General features: G+C 64.8%; 18 protein-coding genes. 9 read left to right on the forward strand and 9 right to left on the reverse strand.

From position 1 onward, the window contains the following. Window positions 1-40: 40 nt before the first annotated feature. Window positions 41-352 carry a co-chaperone GroES gene (groES, locus tag KBY85_RS01650; protein WP_254959837.1) on the reverse strand — a complete coding sequence of 104 codons (312 nt, stop codon included), beginning with the start codon at window positions 350-352 and terminating at the stop codon, window positions 41-43. Window positions 353-618: 266 nt separating this feature from the next. Here groES and atpD point away from each other — a divergent pair, with 266 nt between their 5' ends. Further along, window positions 619-2,079: a F0F1 ATP synthase subunit beta gene (atpD, locus tag KBY85_RS01655; RefSeq protein ID WP_254959838.1), complete on the forward strand. Its 1,461-nt coding sequence runs from the start codon at window positions 619-621 to the stop codon at window positions 2,077-2,079. A gap of 29 nt (window positions 2,080-2,108) precedes the next feature. Further along, window positions 2,109-2,516 carry an ATP synthase F1 subunit epsilon gene (gene atpC / locus KBY85_RS01660; RefSeq protein WP_106502320.1) on the forward strand — a complete coding sequence of 136 codons (408 nt, stop codon included), beginning with the start codon at window positions 2,109-2,111 and terminating at the stop codon, window positions 2,514-2,516. A 220-nt stretch (window positions 2,517-2,736) separates the two neighbouring features. Here atpC and KBY85_RS01665 read toward each other — a convergent pair whose 3' ends face one another. Next, complete coding sequence (locus KBY85_RS01665; RefSeq protein WP_396121796.1) at window positions 2,737-3,213, reverse strand: 30S ribosomal protein PSRP-3; 477 nt, start codon at window positions 3,211-3,213, stop codon at window positions 2,737-2,739. A 77-nt stretch (window positions 3,214-3,290) separates the two neighbouring features. Here KBY85_RS01665 and KBY85_RS01670 point away from each other — a divergent pair, with 77 nt between their 5' ends. Both KBY85_RS01670 and KBY85_RS01675 read left to right on the forward strand, forming a co-directional pair. Next, window positions 3,291-3,950 (forward strand): transaldolase family protein, encoded by a 660-nt coding sequence (locus KBY85_RS01670; protein WP_254959839.1) that lies wholly within the window; start codon window positions 3,291-3,293, stop codon window positions 3,948-3,950. 18 nt (window positions 3,951-3,968) lie between these two features. Further along, complete coding sequence (locus KBY85_RS01675; protein ID WP_254959840.1) at window positions 3,969-4,760, forward strand: TIGR01548 family HAD-type hydrolase; 792 nt, start codon at window positions 3,969-3,971, stop codon at window positions 4,758-4,760. A gap of 16 nt (window positions 4,761-4,776) precedes the next feature. Here KBY85_RS01675 and KBY85_RS01680 read toward each other — a convergent pair whose 3' ends face one another. Continuing rightward, entirely contained in the window at window positions 4,777-6,096 is a 1,320-nt protein-coding gene (locus KBY85_RS01680) for an aminopeptidase P N-terminal domain-containing protein (protein WP_254959841.1), read from the reverse strand. A 107-nt stretch (window positions 6,097-6,203) separates the two neighbouring features. Here KBY85_RS01680 and KBY85_RS01685 point away from each other — a divergent pair, with 107 nt between their 5' ends. From KBY85_RS01685 to ald, 5 genes are all read left to right on the forward strand, one after another. After that, window positions 6,204-7,220 carry a CNNM domain-containing protein gene (locus KBY85_RS01685; RefSeq protein WP_254959842.1) on the forward strand — a complete coding sequence of 339 codons (1,017 nt, stop codon included), beginning with the start codon at window positions 6,204-6,206 and terminating at the stop codon, window positions 7,218-7,220. Beyond that, on the forward strand, window positions 7,217-8,554 hold the full coding sequence (locus tag KBY85_RS01690) for a GTP-binding protein (RefSeq protein WP_254959843.1): 1,338 nt from the start codon (window positions 7,217-7,219) through the stop codon (window positions 8,552-8,554). The genes KBY85_RS01685 and KBY85_RS01690 overlap by 4 nt, the downstream gene beginning before the upstream one ends. After that, window positions 8,551-9,174: a nicotinate-nucleotide adenylyltransferase gene (locus KBY85_RS01695; protein WP_254959844.1), complete on the forward strand. Its 624-nt coding sequence runs from the start codon at window positions 8,551-8,553 to the stop codon at window positions 9,172-9,174. The genes KBY85_RS01690 and KBY85_RS01695 overlap by 4 nt, the downstream gene beginning before the upstream one ends. Next, entirely contained in the window at window positions 9,174-10,877 is a 1,704-nt protein-coding gene (locus KBY85_RS01700) for an NAD+ synthase (RefSeq protein ID WP_254959845.1), read from the forward strand. Before KBY85_RS01695 ends, KBY85_RS01700 begins: the two co-directional genes overlap by 1 nt. A 103-nt stretch (window positions 10,878-10,980) precedes the next feature. After that, a complete protein-coding gene (ald, locus tag KBY85_RS01705) occupies window positions 10,981-12,093 on the forward strand; it encodes an alanine dehydrogenase (protein WP_254959894.1) in 1,113 nt (370 codons plus the stop codon). Here ald and KBY85_RS01710 read toward each other — a convergent pair. Genes KBY85_RS01710 through atpA form a run of 6 tightly spaced genes read right to left on the reverse strand, consistent with a single transcriptional unit; the run spans window position 12,005 to window position 16,941 of the window. Then, window positions 12,005-13,168, reverse strand: coding sequence for a DUF3326 domain-containing protein (locus KBY85_RS01710; RefSeq protein ID WP_254959846.1), 1,164 nt, complete (start codon window positions 13,166-13,168; stop codon window positions 12,005-12,007). The two genes, ald and KBY85_RS01710, sit on opposite strands and share 89 nt — an antisense overlap. Then, window positions 13,165-13,356 (reverse strand): hypothetical protein, encoded by a 192-nt coding sequence (locus KBY85_RS01715; RefSeq protein WP_254959847.1) that lies wholly within the window; start codon window positions 13,354-13,356, stop codon window positions 13,165-13,167. Before KBY85_RS01715 ends, KBY85_RS01710 begins: the two co-directional genes overlap by 4 nt. Beyond that, window positions 13,353-13,715 carry a 2Fe-2S iron-sulfur cluster-binding protein gene (locus KBY85_RS01720; RefSeq protein ID WP_261359427.1) on the reverse strand — a complete coding sequence of 121 codons (363 nt, stop codon included), beginning with the start codon at window positions 13,713-13,715 and terminating at the stop codon, window positions 13,353-13,355. The genes KBY85_RS01715 and KBY85_RS01720 overlap by 4 nt, the downstream gene beginning before the upstream one ends. 31 nt (window positions 13,716-13,746) lie before the next feature. Further along, entirely contained in the window at window positions 13,747-14,439 is a 693-nt protein-coding gene (locus KBY85_RS01725; protein WP_254959849.1) for a TIGR02466 family protein, read from the reverse strand. Between the two features lie 15 nt (window positions 14,440-14,454). Beyond that, window positions 14,455-15,408, reverse strand: a complete 954-nt coding sequence (locus KBY85_RS01730) for a F0F1 ATP synthase subunit gamma (protein ID WP_106502332.1) — start codon at window positions 15,406-15,408, stop codon at window positions 14,455-14,457. A gap of 15 nt (window positions 15,409-15,423) precedes the next feature. Further along, on the reverse strand, window positions 15,424-16,941 hold the full coding sequence (atpA, locus tag KBY85_RS01735; protein WP_254959850.1) for a F0F1 ATP synthase subunit alpha: 1,518 nt from the start codon (window positions 16,939-16,941) through the stop codon (window positions 15,424-15,426). Between the last annotated feature and the right edge of the window lie 22 nt (window positions 16,942-16,963).

Consider the following 16,963-nt stretch of genomic DNA (forward strand, 5'->3'; position numbering starts at 1 on the left):
TCCTTATGGGGTTAGGTCGGATTCAGTAATCGGCCAGTCGTCAGTTGACGATGGCGAGGATGTCCTTCTCGGATAGCAGCACAAACTCGTCGCTGCCGAGCTTGATGTCGGTACCGGCGTACTTGCTGTAGAGCACCTTGTCGCCAACGCTGACCTCAGGAGCCTGGCGGCTGCCGTCGTCGTTGCGCTTGCCGGGGCCGATCTGCACCACCTCGCCCACCTGGGGCTTTTCCTTGGCAGTGTCAGGCAGAAGGATGCCGCCGGCGGTCTTCTCCTCCGATTCGGCAACCTTGATAAAAATGCGATCTCCGAGGGGCTTAACCGTGGAGACGCTGAGAGAAACAGCAGCCATGGATGGATTGCGGGAGCAATGACATGACGCCTGAGACGCCACAGAACAGTGAACTTGAGTGGGCCTGAGGGGCGATTTAGCACTCGAGCTCAACGAGTGCCAACTTATGCCCAATCAAGTTCCGGTGCCCAGGCCCAGAGCGTGCGGGTGACCGAACCACCAGGGCGAACAGATGCTGAACAGGGTCCACCGCCTGTCGCGGTGGTAAGGTTGCGCCGCTTCAGGCGGGCTGATTCCCCCTGCGCTTCCCCAAGATTTCCTTACCTATGGCAGCTGCTACCGCCACCGGCACCAAAGGCACCGTCCGGCAGGTGATTGGCCCGGTTTTAGACGTTGAATTCCCGGCCGGCAAGCTGCCCAAGATTTACAACGCGCTTCGGATTGAGGCCAAAAATTCGGCCGGTCAGCTAGTCGCTCTTACCGCTGAAGTCCAACAGTTGCTGGGCGATCACCGAGTCCGTGCTGTTGCCATGAGCACCACCGACGGCTTGGTCCGTGGCATGGAAGCTATTGATACCGGCTCCCCAATTTGCGTACCCGTGGGCGAGGCCACCCTCGGTCGCATCTTCAACGTGCTCGGCGAGCCGGTGGATGAGAAGGGTCCAGTAACCACCACCTTGACCGCTTCGATCCACCGCGCCGCCCCCCTCCTCACTGAGCTGGAGACCAAGCCCAAGGTTTTTGAGACCGGCATCAAGGTGATCGACCTGCTGGCTCCTTACCGCCAAGGAGGCAAGGTTGGCCTGTTCGGCGGCGCCGGCGTAGGCAAGACCGTGCTGATCCAAGAGCTAATCAACAACATCGCCAAGGAGCACGGCGGCGTTTCCGTGTTCGCTGGCGTTGGCGAGCGCACCCGGGAAGGTAACGACCTTTACGAGGAATTCAAGGAATCGGGTGTGATCAACCCCGACGACCTTTCTAAATCGAAGGTGGCTCTCTGCTATGGCCAGATGAACGAGCCCCCTGGTGCCCGCATGCGCGTGGGTCTCTCAGCACTCACCATGGCTGAGCACTTCCGCGATACGAACAAGCAAGACGTCTTGCTGTTCGTCGACAACATCTTCCGTTTCGTGCAGGCCGGCTCAGAAGTATCGGCCCTGCTCGGCCGCATGCCTTCAGCTGTGGGCTACCAGCCCACCCTCGGCACCGACGTGGGCATGTTGCAAGAGCGCATCACCTCCACCCTGGAAGGCTCGATTACTTCGATCCAGGCCGTCTACGTACCTGCAGACGACCTCACCGACCCGGCACCTGCCACCACCTTTGCCCACCTGGACGCCACCACCGTGCTGAGCCGGGGCCTGGCTTCCAAAGGCATCTACCCGGCCGTGGATCCTCTGGATTCCACCAGCACCATGCTTCAGCCAGCCGTGGTGGGTGATGAGCACTACCGCACCGCCCGCTCTGTGCAGAGCACCCTGCAGCGCTACAAAGAGCTCCAAGACATCATTGCGATTCTTGGTCTCGACGAACTCTCCGAGGACGACCGCCGCACGGTTGACCGGGCCCGCAAGATCGAGAAGTTTCTCTCCCAGCCCTTCTTTGTGGCCGAGATCTTCACCGGTCAAAAGGGTGAGTACGTCAAGCTGGACGACACGATCAAGGGCTTCAACATGATTCTGGCCGGCGAGCTAGACGACCTACCTGAAGCTGCCTTCTACCTGGTGGGCAACATCGACCAGGTGAGGGCCAAGGCCGCCAAGATTCTTGCCGACGCCAAGGGTTGATTCCTTCTTTTCCCTGAGGACCCCTACCCATGAGTCTCACCCTCCGCGTTCTGGCCCCTGATCAGAGCGTTTTTGATGGAACCGCCGAAGAGGTAATCCTGCCAAGCACCACTGGGCAAGTAGGAATACTGCCTGGCCACGTCACCATGCTGGCAGCCCTGGATACAGGCGTAATGCGTCTCCGCTCCGGCGGCGCTTGGTCAACGATCGCCCTGATGGGTGGTTTCGCCGAAGTGGAGGCCGACGAGGTCACCGTTTTGGTGAATGCCGCTGAGCTGGGCAGCTCAATTAATGCTGCATCCGCAGAGGCTGCCTTTGAGGCTGCCCAATCGGCAGCAGCTGCATTTGAGGGCAAGCCAGCTAGCCCAGACAAGCTCAAAGCCCAGCAAGCACTGGCTGCTTCTCGCGCCCGCTTTCAAGCTAGCAAAGCGGTTTAATTTTCAAAGAATCTAGATTTTCAAGGAATCTAGATTTTCAAGGAATTTCATTCCGGACTTCAACCCGTGCCTAGGGTTGTATTCCGGATTTTTTATGACTATACCGTTACTCAGCAAAACGATGCATAAAAAAAGATGAATAAAAAAGCACTCCTTGCGGAGCGCTTGTAGATATAATTTTTATCTGGGCAAAAAACTAAGCTTCAGAATTCAGCGACGATCAGGCCGTACCGCAGAAAGTGACATCAGGAAACTTGAGTTTGGCGTCGTCCAGGCTCTTGCCTTTTCCTTCTTCCTGCCAGTAGTTGATTACCTCGGTAGCCTTGTTGAGCACCTCAACGCGCTCGTTATCGGTGATCCAGCTCTTGCCTTCGAGCTCGGTCTTGAGGGTTTCCCAGGCATCTTCCCGGGGCCAGAAGAAGTAAGAAGTAAGAGGGCTCGGACCACCGCCAACAATCTGATCCACCGCTAGGGCAACGTTGTCAGGCAGCCACAGGATCTTGAGCAGGAAACGACCTTCGTCAGCCTTGGGGGTATAGCCAGAGGGAACGCCATCCTCATCAATGATGGCGGTCGCCAGAGCCGCACTGCCGCCACGCATCACCGGACGCCCCTGGGTGGTGGTGTCTTCGGCAGCCGCGGCCACTTCGGCCATGTCGGTTACTGCTGCGTCAGGAGCGCTCTCAATGGCTGTCATGGGGTCAGTGCTCAAGGCAACAGAGCAAAGAACTAACCTACCAGCCGCCTGGCCGCCCTCGGCCCCCGCCTGCGGCTATGGCCCTGCGCCTGTTCCTCGATTCGGCAGATCCCAAAGCCTGGCAGCAGTGGCTGACCAGCGGCCTATTTCACGGCGTAACCACCAACCCCACCCTGCTGCGCCGGGCCGCCCAGCCCTGCACCCTCGACAGCCTGGCAGCCCTCAGCCGCACGGCCCTGGCCCATGGCATCGCCGAACTCCACCTGCAGGCATGGGGCGCCACCACGGCAGACATGCTGCGCTGCGGCCAGGAACTAGCGGCCCTGGCCCCCGGCCGCATCGCCGTGAAGCTGCCGGTGACCAAGCAGGGAGCAGCGGTTGCCCGGGAGCTGGTTGGCGCCGGCGTTGCCGTCACCTTCACCGCCTGCTACGAGCCCCACCAGGTGCTGATCGCCGCGGCCCTGGGAGTCGCATACATCGCCCCCTACCTGGGCCGCATCCAGGATCAGGGGCGCAATGGGCTAGCCGAAGTGGTCACCATGCAGCGATGCCTTGCGGGGCTCGGCTCCAGCGTGCGGCTGCTGGTGGCCAGCTTGCGCCAGCCCAGCGAACTCAGCCACCTGGCCGCTGAAGGGCTGAACACCTTCACGATCAGCCCGGCACTGGCAGCTGAACTATTCGGCAGTGAGGCCACCGCTGCAGCCAGCGTCCAGTTTGAAAGCGATGCCTGTTCCTGAAAGCCAATCTTGATGCCCATGTTCGCCTCTCCGCCCCGGGCCGTCGTGCTGTTCGACATCGATGGCGTAATCCGCGATGTAAGCGCCAGCTACCGCCGGGCAATCGTCGAAACGGTGCACCACTTCCATGGCCAGCGTCCCGAGCCCGCCGCCATCGACGGCCTTAAAAGCGAAGGAAGCTGGAACAACGATTGGCAGGCCTCGATGGAGCTGCTGCGCCGCACCGGCCATACCCCGCTACCGGCGTTTGAGGAGCTGGTGGCGGTGTTCGAAGGCTTCTATTTCGGCGGCGATCCCGCCGGCGATCCGGGCCATTGGCGGGGCTTCATCCGCGACGAGCCCCTACTGGTGCCGCAAGCCTTTTTTGCCGCTCTGGAGGCTGCAGGGCTGGCCTACGGCTTCGTGAGTGGCGCTGAGCCCCCCTCCTGCCGTTACGTGCTGCAAACCCGCCTGGGGCTCGCCAATCCGCCCTTGATCGCCATGGGCGATGCGCCAGATAAGCCCGATCCCACCGGCCTGCTGCTGCTAGCCAGCCGGTTGGCCGGCGAGAGCCTGGGGGCTGGCGCAGCGCCGGTGATTTACCTGGGCGACACGGTGGCCGATGTGCTCACCGTGCAGCGCGCCCGCGCCCAGTGCCCTGCCCAGTGCCCAGCTCAGCGCTTCTTGAGCTTTGCGGTAGCGCCACCCCATCTGCACAGGCAGCCCGAAGCGCGAGCCGCCTACGAAGCCAGGCTGCTGGAGGCCGGCGCCGATGTGGTGATTCCAAGCACGGCCAACCTGCTGGAATCGCTCCTGCCGCAGCTGGGCTGATGCCCTGCCCTAAACCTCAGCGCTCCAGCGCCGCCGGAGACTTCAGGGCGGCGGTGGTGAGATTTTCATGGCCATGGGCCGTTACCGCCACATCGTCTTCGATGCGAATGCCGATGCCCTTCCAGCGAGCTTCGATCTCCGGCTGGCCCTCTGGCACCGGCAGCCGATCGCTCACGTAGAGGCCCGGCTCCACGGTGAGCACCATGCCCGGCTCCAGCTCCACGTGGTGCTCACCGAGGCGATAGGCCCCCACATCGTGTACATCAAGGCCAAGCCAGTGGCCGGTGCGGTGCATGTAGAGGTGGCGGTAGGCCCCCTGCTCGATCACCCCGTCAAGGGATCCCGCCAGCAGCCCTAGGTCCAGCAGGCCCGCCACCAGCACCCGCAGGGCGGTCTCGTGCACCCCTTCAGCGCTAAAGCCCGGGGCCACCGAATCCACCGCCGCCTCCTGGGCCGCCAGCACCAGCTCGTAGAGGGCGCGCTGCTCGCCACTGAAGCGTCCGTTGATCGGAAAGCTGCGGGTGATGTCGCCGTTGTAGTAGTCGGCTAAGGAGCAACCGGCATCGATCAACAGGAGATCGCCGTCGTTCAGCGGGGCGTTGTTGGCGATGTAGTGCAACACGCAGGCGTTATCGCCGCCGGCAACGATCGTGCCGTAGGCCGGGCCACGGGCACCCTGCTCCAGGAAGTGCTGCTCAATCACGGCCTGCACCTGCCGCTCATTGAGGCCAGGCCGCACCACCTGACGAGCCAGCTCATGGGCCTCGGCCGAGATCCGCGCCGCCTCGCGCATGCGCTCCAGCTCCTCGGGGCCCTTGCGCAGCCGCAGCTCGTGCAGGAGCGGACAGGGGGCCACCAGGCCCAGTGCGGCCCGGCCGCTGCGGGGGGCTCGGTCGAGCTGAGCGGCCCAAGCCGCCAGCACCAGCGGCTCCACCTTCGGGTGCTTGCCAACGCGAAAGGCGATGCCCTCAGCGCCCCTGAGGTAGTCGGGCAGGCGCTGCTCTAGCTCGCTGCGCGGGTGGGCCAGGTCAGCGCCAAACTCGGCCACGGCGCCTTCAGTACCCCAACGGAAACCGTTCCAAACCTCGGCGCTGGCCTCGCGGGGCTGCACAAACAGCACGTAGCGCTCACCCTCGGGCCGGTGAGGCAAAAACAGGGCCACCGCCTCGGGTTCATCAAAACCAGTGAGGTACCAGAAGTCGCTGTTTTGGCGGAAGGGCCACTCGCAGTCGGCGTGATGGGTCACCAGGGTTGCCGCCGGAATCACGGCAGCAGCTTCCCCGAGCTGTGCGAAGAAACGCTGACGCCGCTGGGCGAAGGTCGACGGATCGATCATGAAAAAGCGGCCGGCGGGCCCTGCAGAAGACCAGTTTGGAGCAGGCAGCGGGACAGACGCTGGCGGAGCCGATTTAATAGGTAGATGGCGAGCGGCGAAATGGCGGAATGAACGACCTGCTCATCCTGGCGCTGCTGGTGGTGCTGGTGATCGCAGGTTCGGCCCTGTGCTCTGGAGTTGAGGCAGCTCTGCTCACCGTGAACCCGGTGCGGGTGCACGAACTTGCCGCCCGCAGCAAGCCCGTGCGCGGAGCGCGGCGCCTGGAGCAGCTGCGCCAGCGCTTGGGCCGCACCCTGTCGGTGCTGGTGATCGCCAATAACGGCTTCAATATTTTTGGCAGCTTGATGCTGGGCGGCTACGCCGCCATCGTCTTCAAACGCCAGGGCATCGAGGGGGTCGCCCTGCCCCTGTTTTCCGTAGGGCTCACCGTGCTGGTGATCCTGCTGGGGGAAATCCTGCCCAAGGCCCTCGGCAGCCGCCTGGCCCTGCCGGTGGCCCTGGCCAGCGCCCCTGCCCTGTCGATCGTGGCCGGCCTGATGTTGCCCCTAGTGCTGCTGCTGGAGCGGCTGCTGCCGGCGATCACCGCCGAAAACGAGATCAGCACCGACGAAGAGGAGATTCGTCTGCTGGCTCGGCTGGGCTCCCAGAAGGGCCAAATCGAGGCCGATGAGGCGGCCATGATCGCCAAGGTGTTCCAGCTAAACGATCTCACCGCCCGCGATCTGATGACACCACGGGTGGCGGCTCCCACCCTCGATGGGGCGACCAGCCTGGAGAAGTTGCGAGAAGACCTACTGGCGAACAACGCCGAATGGTGGGTGGTGCTCGGCGAAGAGGTGGATGAGGTGCTCGGCGTGGCCGGCCGGGAGCGCCTTTTGGCAGCCCTGCTCCAAGGCGAAGGCAATCGCACTGCCGCCTCCTTAAGCGAGCCGGTCGATTACGTGCCGGAAATGATCCGGGCCGACCGGTTGCTCACGGGCTTCCGCCGCAACAGCAGCGGCGTTCGCGTCGTTGTGGACGAATTCGGCGGCTTCGTGGGCGTGATTGGCGCTGAAGCGGTGCTGGCGGTGCTGGCCGGCTGGTGGCGCCGTCCCCAACCTGCGGGCGAAGGGATGCGGCCATGAGGCCCGAACCGTGCGCCGAACCGTGCCCCCATCAGGCGCCCGCCATCCCGGAGCGCTGCCAATCCCTGCTCGACCAGTGGCGCCGCCAGCTCCAGCTCAGTGGCCGCGAGCAAAGCCAGCTGGCCGGCCAGCTTCTGTCCCTGGATCGCCAGCTAGGTCGCCTGCAGCAGCGCAGTCTGCGGGTGGCCGTGTTTGGCCGAGTGGGGGTGGGCAAGTCGAGCCTGCTTAACGCCTTGCTGGGAGAAGCGGCTTTTGCCACCGACGTGGCCCACGGCTGTACGCGCCACCAGCAGGCCCAGGCCTGGGCGCAACCGATGGCGGGGCTAAGCCGGGTGGAGCTGGTGGACACCCCTGGCATCGATGAGATCGCCGCCGCCGCCAGGGCGCGACTGGCGGCCCGAGTAGCCCTCGGCTCAGACCTGGTGCTGCTGGTGCTCGACGGCGACCTCACCAGCGTCGAGCACGACGCCCTGGCGCCGCTGCTGGCCAGCGGCAAGCCGGTATTGCTGGTGCTCAACCGCTGCGACTGCTGGAGCGAGGCCGAGCAGGCCGAGCTGATCGCCAGCATCAAGCGGCGGCTGCCGGCAGCGGCCCGGCACCTGGAGCTGATCCCGGTGGCCGCCGCGCCACGCCAACCCCAGCTGCTGGCCGATGGCCGGGTGCGCAGCATTGTTCAAGCTCCGCAGGTGGAGCCGCTGAGGCGGTCGCTGCTGCAGCTGCTGGAGCAACACGGCTGCCTGTTGCTTGCCCTTAATGCCCTGGGCAGCGCGGAGCGCTTTCACCAGTCCCTGCAACGCTGGCGCCTGGGGGCCAGCCGCCAGGCCGCCCAAAGCCTGATCGGCCGATTCGCCGCCCTCAAGGCCACCGGCGTGGCCGCCAACCCCCTGGTGCTGCTGGATCTGGCCGGCGGCCTGGCCTGCGACACCGCCCTGGTGCTGCAGCTCTGCCAGCTCTACGGCCTGCCGATGCACGGCGCCGGCGCCCGCGAGCTGCTGCGGCGGCTCTCCGGCCACAACGCCCTGCTGGGCGGCGCCCAGATCGGCATCCAGCTAGCCCTAGGAGCCCTACGCCAACTGCTGCTGCTGGCGGCGCCGCTCACTGGCGGCCTCAGCCTCGCTCCAGCCGCGCCGGTAGCCCTGGCCCAGGCGGCCCTGGCCGTGCACACCACCCGGCTCACCGGCCGGCTCGCCGCCGCCGAACTACTGCGGAGCTCCCAGCGGGGCGGCCAACCCGGCGCCCTGCTGCGGCGCCTGGCTATCAACGATCCCCAGGTGCGCCTGTGGCTGGGCGAACGCAGCGAGCCGGCCCCCAACCTCCAGGCCCTGCTGCCATGAGCAACGGGGTCGTCAAAGCCGCAGAGGGGCCGGTCGCCCTGTTTGGCACCAGCGCCGACCCGCCGACCCGCGGCCACCAGGCCCTGCTGGAGGGCCTGGTGCAGCTCTATCCCCAGGTCGCCACCTGGGCAAGCGACAACCCCCAAAAACTCCACGGCGCCCCCCTGGAGCAACGGTCCACCCTGCTGGGCGAGCTGGTGGCAGCCATCGGCGATCCGAGGCTGAGCCACCGGCAGGAGCTCAGCAGCCCCTGGGCAATCACCACCCTGGAGCAGGCAGCGGCCCAGTGGCCTGGTAGCGAGCTGGTGTTTGTGGTGGGCAGTGATCTGGCTGCCCAGATCCCCAGCTGGAAACAGGCCGAAGCCGTGCTGAAGGCCTGCGTGCTGGCAATCGCCCCCCGGGCCGGCTGGCCCCTGCAGCTCAAACAACTTGAACAGCTCACCCAGCTGGGGGGCCGGGTGGTGATCCTGCCCCTGCAGGTTCCCGCCACCGCCAGCTCGGCGCTGCGCCAAACCCCCGACCCCGCCCAGCTACCTGCGGCCCTGTTGCCGCTACTGCTCAAGCACAATCTCTACGGATTGGGCGAACCGAACCTCAGCCAGCCCCTCAAACGCCCCTAATGCGCCTCGCCCTGGCCCAACTAAATCCGCTAGTTGGCGACCTAGGGGGCAACGGTGAGCTGATTCTGGCGGCCAGCCGTCAGGCCGCTGCCCAGGGGGCTGATCTGGTGCTCACCCCCGAGCTGTCCCTTTGGGGCTACCCACCGCGCGACCTGCTGCTGCGCCCCAGCCTGATCGCGAAGCAAGGCGCCGTGCTCGACCAGCTGGCTGCTTACCTGGCCCAAGAGCTGCCCCAGCTGGCCGTGCTGGTGGGCATGGCCGAACCATCAGGCGCCGCGCCGTTGCCCAACCTTTTCAACGCTGTGGCCTTAGTGGAGGCCGGCAGCTGGCGCGTGGTGGCCCGTAAGCGGCTGCTACCCACCTACGACGTCTTCGACGAGCAGCGCTACTTCTGCGCCGCCACGGGGCCGAGTGTGCTGGAGCTTGAGCGGGGCGGCCGAACCTGGCGCCTGGGGCTAACGATCTGCGAAGACCTCTGGGTTGAGGAGGAGCTGCAGGGCCACCGCCTGGCTGGTACCGATCCCGTCGCCGAGCTGCTCTCAAGCCGCATCGACCTGCTGCTCAACCTCTCGGCATCACCGTTTGGCCAGGCCAAAGTGGCCCTGCGTCAGAGCCTGGCCCGCCGCGCCGCCAGCCGGCTCGCTTGCCCGGTGGTCTACGTCAATCAGGTGGGCGGCAACGACGAGCTGGTGTTCGACGGTGCCAGCTTCGTGGTGGATGCCGGCAGCGGAGTGGTGAGCCAGCTGGCCAGTTGCAAGGAGCAGGTGAGCTGCTGGGAAGTCAACGGCGCGGGGCCAGCAGCATCTTTGCCAGTGGCATCTTTGCCTACTGAAAACGAGCAGTTGTTTCGGGTCCTAGTGCTGGGCGTGGCCGACTACGCCCGCAAATGCGGCTTCAGCAGCGCCCTGCTCGGCCTAAGTGGTGGCATCGATTCAGCCCTGGTGGCCGTGATCGCCGCCGCTGCCCTGGGGGGTGAGCGGGTGCAGGCACTGATGATGCCCTCCCCCTGGAGCTCGGATGGCTCCCTACGCGATGCCCAGGCCCTAGCTGGGCGCCTGGGCCTGGGCTGCCGCACCGCTGAGATCGCGGCGCTGATGGCCAGCTTCGACACCGCCCTGACACCGGTGCTGGCGGGCCCACCCAGCGGTCTGAGCGCCGAAAACCTGCAGTCGCGCATCCGCGGCACCCTGCTGATGGCTGTGGCAAACCAGCAGGGCCAGCTGCTGCTCTCCACCGGCAACAAAAGCGAGCTGGCCGTCGGTTATTGCACCCTCTACGGCGACATGAACGGCGGCCTGGCCGTGATTGGTGACCTCTACAAAACCAGCGTGTTCGAGCTCTGCGCCTGGCTCGATTCGACCGCCGCCTGCCCCTGCCGGCGTGAGCTGGGGCTGCCAGGCGAAGGCGAGCTGGTGGGGCGGGCGATCCGCGATAAACCCCCCAGCGCCGAGCTGCGCCCCGACCAGCTCGATAGCGATTCCCTGCCCGACTACGCCGTGCTCGACCCGATCTTGAAGGCCTACATCGAGGAGTTGGCCAGTCCGGAGCAGCTGATCGCCAGCGGCACCCCAGCGGAGCTGGCCGAACGGGTGATGCAGCTGCTGCGCCGGGCCGAGTTCAAGCGGCGCCAGGCACCGCCCCTGCTCAAGATCGGCGACCGGGCCTTCGGCAGCGGCTGGCGCATGCCGATCGCCAGCCGCTGAGTCATGCATGGCGCCAATCGCCAGCCGCAGCCAACCTGGAACCACAAACAGCAGCACATCCATGGCACCCCCCAGCTCCAGCGGCGCCAACCTGACGGCCCCGATGGCAAGCATCGGCGTGCCCGCAGAGATCAAGCGCGATGAACAGCGTGTGGCCCTCACCCCTGACGGGGTGGCCGATCTGGTGAACCAGGGCATGGAGGTGCGCATCCAGGCGGGAGCAGGTTTAGGGGCTGGCTTCAGCGATGCCGCCTTCGCCGCCGCCGGGGCCCGGCTGGTGAGCGCCGCAGAAGCCTGGGGCGCCCATTTGGTGGTGAAGGTCAAGGAGCCCCAGCCCGAGGAGTTCGGCTTTCTGCGCTCCGATCTGGTGCTGTTCACCTACCTGCACCTGGCCGCCTACCCGGAGGTGGGCCGGGCCCTGCTGGAAGCGGGCACCACTGCCGTGGCCTACGAAACCGTGCAGCTCGAAGACGGCAGCCTGCCCCTGCTGGCGCCGATGAGCGAAATCGCCGGTCGGCTGGCCGCCCAGGTGGGGGCCCATCTGCTGGAGCGCCCCCACGGCGGTCGCGGCATCCTGATGGGGGGATGCACCGGGGTGCGGCCGGCGCGGGTGGTGGTGCTGGGTGCAGGCAGTGTGGGCTGGAATGCGGCCCGAATCGCCGCCGCCATGGATGCGGAGGTATTCCTGCTGGATCGCTCGCCCGAGCGGCTGCGCAGCCTCGAGGCCCACCGCCGCGGCCGGCTGGTGAGCCTGGTGAGCAGCAGCAGCCTGATCGAGCGCCTAGTGCCTAGTGCCGATCTACTGATTGGTGCCGTGCTCACCGCCGGTGGCCGGGCCCCCACCCTGGTGGCGGAGGCGCTGGTGCAGCAAATGCAACCCGGCTCCGTGGTGGTGGATGTGGCGATCGACCAGGGGGGCTGCATTGCCACCAGCCGCGAGACCACGCACACCGATCCGGTGCACACGCTCCACGGCGTGCAGCACTATGCCGTCGGCAACATGCCAGGGGCCGTGCCCTTCACCTCCACCGAAGCGCTGGTGAGTGTCACCCTCCCTTACATCCTCGTAATGGCGGGGCGGGGCCTGGTTGAAGCCGTCACCGACCGCCCCGGACTACTCTCCGGTCTCAACACGGTGCATGGGGCGGTGTGTCATCCCGGCGTTGCCCGGGCCCTGGATGTGACTCCCCGGCACCCGATGGCCTGTCTGCGCTGATCTTGTTCAACCGCTGCAAAGGGCGCACCAGAGCAGAGGGGCTGATTCCCTCGCGCAGGGCGACCAGCAACCCAGCCGCCGCCGCATAGCTCTCCGCAGGGAGCACCTCCAAGCCCAGGGCCGCCGCCGACACGTTGAGTACGCAGGGGTTGTGCACTGCGATCACTGGAATGCCGCGCTCAGCACAGGCCAGCACAGCCGCCCCCCCCAGGGCTCCTGCCGGGGCCACAACAGCCCCCACGTCTTCGATGCGGAGCAGATCAGCCCCGGCTGCGGGCAAGGCTCCTGAGCCGGGTACCCCTGGCGCCAGCGGCACCAGATCGGGCGCCCGGCTCAGTCCCACTAGCACGCAGGCCAAAAAGGTGTAGCCCAATTCCTCCCCCGCCGCCCGGGGGTCGAGACCAGGATCGAGCGGCAGGGGACTGAGGGCCGGCGCATGGGCGCATGGCAAGCCCAGCTCGCGGCTGAGAAGATGGCTGATCACCGCCTCGGCACCGGCCAGAGCATCCACACCAGACCCCTGGCGGTAGGCAGCTAGTGCCTCGCTGGAGTTGTCCTCGGGGAAGCGAGTTACCACCGCAATAGCCGTAGCCCCGGCAGCCTTGAGCATGTGGCCAGCCCGCAGCAGCAGCTCGGGGCGGCCTAGTTGCCCCCAGCTGGCGCCACTGCCCCCCAGACACAGGCTCACCTCCAGGGGGGCATCGGTGGTGACCACCGGCCCGATCTCCAAACCCAGGCTGGCCCGGCAGCCCTCGGCAACCTGCAGATGACGCCAGTGCAGCTCCGCATCGATACCGGCATCGAGCAACAGCCCCAGCCGCTGCCGGCGCACCGGCCGCAGGCCGATCCCAGCGGCAGCGAAGCGGTCGAGGGCCGAGCCCTCCACGTAGTGGATGCGGGAATCGCTCCAGTACAACGAGGCCCCATTCATCACGTTGGGATGGGTTATCAGGCAGCCACTGGCGGCCGCCAGCAAGCGGGCGGCAGGCAGGCCATCACCCGCATAACCACCCAGCTCACATCCAATCCCGGTGGGAATCACCAGCAAGGTAGGCAGAGGCCGGCTCGTCGTCATGCCAGCACCACCGCTTCAAGCGTCAGCAATGGGCAAGATCCAGCCAGGCCAGGCTCCACCGCGGTGATCGCCCAGCGCAGCGGTTGGCCGTGCGAAGCCAACACGGCCTCGATCTGGGCCAACAAAGGCCCTGGAGCACGGCGGAACTGCAGAGTTATGGGCTGCAGGCGCACCGCCGCAGCACTCATTTCTGGTATTTACCGAACTGGGCTTCGTAGAGGGCGTCCTCCATCCCCGCCTGGAGCCGCAGGTCAGATTGGGGGAAGGAAACGCAGAGCAGGGCATAGCCCTTTAGTTGCAGGTCCGCCTTGACCCCCATGGCATCGGGCTGTTGAACGCTGCCCTCACTGATCAGAGCCGCGCAAGTGGTGCAGACCCCCGAACAGCATGAACTGGGCAAAGGGACCCCAGCGGCCTCGGCTGCAGACAGCACGGTTTGGTTGCTGCGGCAGGAAAAAGTGTGTTGGGTGCCTTGAAACTCGGCGGTGATTGTGAAGGTCTGGGTTTCGGTCACAGGAGGGTGCCGGAGTGGGCAGCTAGAGGCCATTGTTCCAGCCCACCCGCACCAGCCGCGGCAATCAAACCTCCTGCCACTGGCTGGGGTGGGGCGCCAGATATTCCGGTGGCGAGGACCCATCCCTAGCCACGGGGGCTGTTAGGGCGAAATCAATGCTGAGGGAGCAGCGCAAATCATCCGGGTCCTCGTTGGGAAGCACCGCGTGATCCAGACAGCTGGGAAACAGCAGCAGCAGGCCTGCCTGGGGAGCCACATCAAGCCAAGGTGCGCTCCAAGGTGATGCAGCCAACGGACCTTCGTGGCCAACGGCCATCCCAGGCACCAGTTCATTCACCTGCCGCTGCGGCCACAGGCGCAGACAGCCACTGCGGCCGCTGCCATCTCCATTGAGGTAGTAAATGGCGCTGAGATGAGCGTTGGGGTGGTGGTGGCGGCCTACCACCTGCCCCTCCTCGCTGAGCACGGGCCAGCAGCGCTGCAGCTGCAAGGCCACTCGGCTGAGATCGAAACCCAATTGCTGCAGAAAAGCTTCTGCATGGCCTGTCAAGCCAGTAATCAGGGGCGCAAAGGCCGGCTGACGCTGCAACTGCCAAACACCATTAAGGTCACCAGTCCAGGCACAGCCAGGATCGGGGTTGGAGCTGGCATGGCCCCGCAGCTCGTGCAGGGCCTGAAGTTGCAGTGCCGTATCCAGGGGATCAGGCGATAGCTGCACCCTGCCAAGAGCCACCGGAAACAGAGGCTCGATCTGCAAACCAGCCCCCCAGACTCAGGACATACCGGCAGAACCGCCAACCACTTCCAGAATTTCCTGGGTAATGGCGGCCTGGCGGGCCTTGTTATAGTCGAGCGTGAGGCTCTTTGCTAGGGCCTTGGCATTATCACTGGCGTTGTTCATTGCCGTCATCCGACTGGCCAACTCCGAAGCTGCGGCCTCCTGCAGAGAACGCAGAAGCTGGTTTTCCAGATAAAGGGGCAGCAGGGCATTGAGCAGCTGATCAGGACTCTGATCAAAGACAATGTCGGAGGGCAGCTTGGACTGCAAGTTGGCAGCCGTACCCACTTCAACCCCTAGCCGGCCGTCCCGGGTAGTGAGGCGGAAGATCTCGTCTTCAGGAATAGCAATTCCCTGGGGATCGAGAGGTAGCAGGGTCTGAATCACGGGCTTGGAGCTCACCAGGTTGATGAACTTGGTGAAGATGATCTCAATACGATCGGTGCTGCCGGAGAGAAACTCCGCCAGCACTTCGTTGGCGATACCCATCGCCTCACTGGCCTTGGGCACCTGATCAAGACCGGTAAAGGTGGCGCGAATCGTGTACTGATTAGCGCGATTCTGGAAGTAGGTGATCGCCTTACGACCAATCAATACCAGATCGACCTTGTAGCCCTGGCCAACAAGTTCAGCGGTGCGCAGTTCGGTGCGTTTGATGATGTTGGCGTTGTAGCCACCGCACAATCCCCGATCACCTGTAACGGCAAGCAGAGTGATGGTGCCAACCTCGCGCTGCTCAAGCAAGGGAGCGTCGGCATCTTCAAAGCGCATGCGTGACTGAAGATTTTCCAGCACGCGGGCAAGCCGGTCAGCAAAAGGACGGCTGCGCAGTACCTGCTCTTGGGCGCGGCGAACCTTGGCGGCTGCCACCAGGCGCATGGCCTCAGTGATCTTGCGAGTGTTCTTGACCGAACCGATCCGGTCGCGGATATCTTTGAGGTTTGCCATTAGTTATGCCCCTCCTCAAACGGAGGCGAGCATGGTCGACTTCACCTCGTTGATGGCATCCTTGAGCATGGCTTCAGCTTCGTCGCTGAGCTGCTTCTCGGTCTGCACCTTGGAGATGAACTCGGCCTTGTTGCTCTTGAGGTATTCGCGCAGCTCGCGGCAGAACTGAACCACGGACTCCACAGGCACCTCATCCAGCAGGCCCTTGACGCCGGCATAAACCACAGCCACCTGCTCCGCCAGGATTAGGGGACTGAACTGGGGCTGCTTGAGAATCTCGCGCAGGCGCTTACCCCTGCCGAGCTGCTGCTGGGTTGCAGCATCGAGGTCGGAGGCAAACTGGGAGAAGGCAGCCAGTTCATCGAACTGAGCCAACTCGAGCTTCAAGGTACCGGCAATCTTCTTGATCGCTTTGGTCTGGGCAGCACCGCCCACCCGACTCACGGAAATACCAACGTTGATGGCGGGGCGTAGACCGGAGTTGAACAGGTCGGAACTCAGGAACACCTGGCCATCTGTGATCGAGATCACGTTGGTAGGAATGTAGGCGGATACGTCACCGGCCTGAGTTTCGATGATCGGCAGCGCGGTCATCGAGCCCTTGCCCATCGCATCGCTGAGTTTGGCGGCACGCTCAAGCAAACGGCTGTGGCAATAGAAGACGTCGCCGGGGTAAGCCTCACGACCGGGGGGGCGACGCAGCAGCAGGGACATCTGGCGATAGGCCTGGGCCTGCTTGGTGAGGTCGTCGTAAATCACCAAGGTCGCCTTGCCCTTGTACATGAACGATTCGGCCAGCGCCGCGCCGGTGTAGGGAGCCAGGTATTGAAGGGCTGCAGCCTCGGAAGCACTCGCAGCTACCACGATGGTGTAATCGAGGGCTCCCTTCTCCCGCAGCACTTCAACCACGTTGGCTACGGATGCGGCCTTCTGACCAATGGCCACATAAACGCAGACGACGTCTTCGCCCTTCTGGTTGATGATCGTATCGATGGCGATAGCTGTCTTGCCAGTCTGACGGTCGCCAATGATCAGCTCGCGCTGGCCCCGGCCGATCGGAATCATGGCGTCGATCGCGGTGATGCCCGTTTGCATGGGCTCGTGCACCGACTTGCGCTGGATGATGCCAGGCGCCATCGATTCGATTAGGCGGGTTTCGGTGGTGGCGATGTCACCCTTGCCGTCGATGGGCTGGCCCAGCGAATTCACAACCCGGCCAAGCATGGCGTCGCCAACGGGCACGGCGGCGATCTTGCCGGTTGCCTTGACGGTGCTGCCCTCCTGAATGCCGCGACCTTCGCCCATCAACACCACGCCGACATTGTCGTCTTCGAGGTTGAGAGCGATGCCTTCGGTGCCGTCCTCGAACTGCACCAGTTCACCGGCCATCACCTGCTGCAGGCCATACACGCGGGCGATGCCATCGCCGATCTGCAGCACGGTGCCAACGTTACTAACCGAAACCGACTTGTCGTAGTCCTCAATCTGCTGCTTGAGGATGGCGCTGATCTCGTCGGGGCGGATGGAAACCATGGGAGGAAGTCCCCACAGGGGG

It is taken from the genome of Cyanobium sp. BA5m-10 (assembly GCF_024346255.1).
GTDB lineage: Bacteria > Cyanobacteriota > Cyanobacteriia > PCC-6307 > Cyanobiaceae > Cyanobium_A > Cyanobium_A usitatum.

Coding starts and splice junctions, on each gene's coding strand:
- atpA (WP_254959850.1), bottom strand. CDS start 16,941: ATGGTTTCCATCCGCCCCGACGAGATCAGCGCCATCCTCAAGCAGCAG.
- KBY85_RS01695 (WP_254959844.1), top strand. CDS start 8,551: ATGAGCAACGGGGTCGTCAAAGCCGCAGAGGGGCCGGTCGCCCTGTTT.
- KBY85_RS01700 (WP_254959845.1), top strand. CDS start 9,174: ATGCGCCTCGCCCTGGCCCAACTAAATCCGCTAGTTGGCGACCTAGGG.
- KBY85_RS01680 (WP_254959841.1), bottom strand. CDS start 6,096: ATGATCGATCCGTCGACCTTCGCCCAGCGGCGTCAGCGTTTCTTCGCA.
- KBY85_RS01675 (WP_254959840.1), top strand. CDS start 3,969: ATGTTCGCCTCTCCGCCCCGGGCCGTCGTGCTGTTCGACATCGATGGC.
- KBY85_RS01730 (WP_106502332.1), bottom strand. CDS start 15,408: ATGGCAAACCTCAAAGATATCCGCGACCGGATCGGTTCGGTCAAGAAC.
- KBY85_RS01685 (WP_254959842.1), top strand. CDS start 6,204: ATGAACGACCTGCTCATCCTGGCGCTGCTGGTGGTGCTGGTGATCGCA.
- ald (WP_254959894.1), top strand. CDS start 10,981: ATGGCAAGCATCGGCGTGCCCGCAGAGATCAAGCGCGATGAACAGCGT.
- atpC (WP_106502320.1), top strand. CDS start 2,109: ATGAGTCTCACCCTCCGCGTTCTGGCCCCTGATCAGAGCGTTTTTGAT.
- KBY85_RS01715 (WP_254959847.1), bottom strand. CDS start 13,356: ATGAGTGCTGCGGCGGTGCGCCTGCAGCCCATAACTCTGCAGTTCCGC.
- KBY85_RS01665 (WP_396121796.1), bottom strand. CDS start 3,213: ATGACAGCCATTGAGAGCGCTCCTGACGCAGCAGTAACCGACATGGCC.
- KBY85_RS01670 (WP_254959839.1), top strand. CDS start 3,291: ATGGCCCTGCGCCTGTTCCTCGATTCGGCAGATCCCAAAGCCTGGCAG.
- atpD (WP_254959838.1), top strand. CDS start 619: ATGGCAGCTGCTACCGCCACCGGCACCAAAGGCACCGTCCGGCAGGTG.
- KBY85_RS01720 (WP_261359427.1), bottom strand. CDS start 13,715: ATGGCCTCTAGCTGCCCACTCCGGCACCCTCCTGTGACCGAAACCCAG.
- KBY85_RS01690 (WP_254959843.1), top strand. CDS start 7,217: ATGAGGCCCGAACCGTGCGCCGAACCGTGCCCCCATCAGGCGCCCGCC.
- KBY85_RS01710 (WP_254959846.1), bottom strand. CDS start 13,168: ATGACGACGAGCCGGCCTCTGCCTACCTTGCTGGTGATTCCCACCGGG.
- groES (WP_254959837.1), bottom strand. CDS start 352: ATGGCTGCTGTTTCTCTCAGCGTCTCCACGGTTAAGCCCCTCGGAGAT.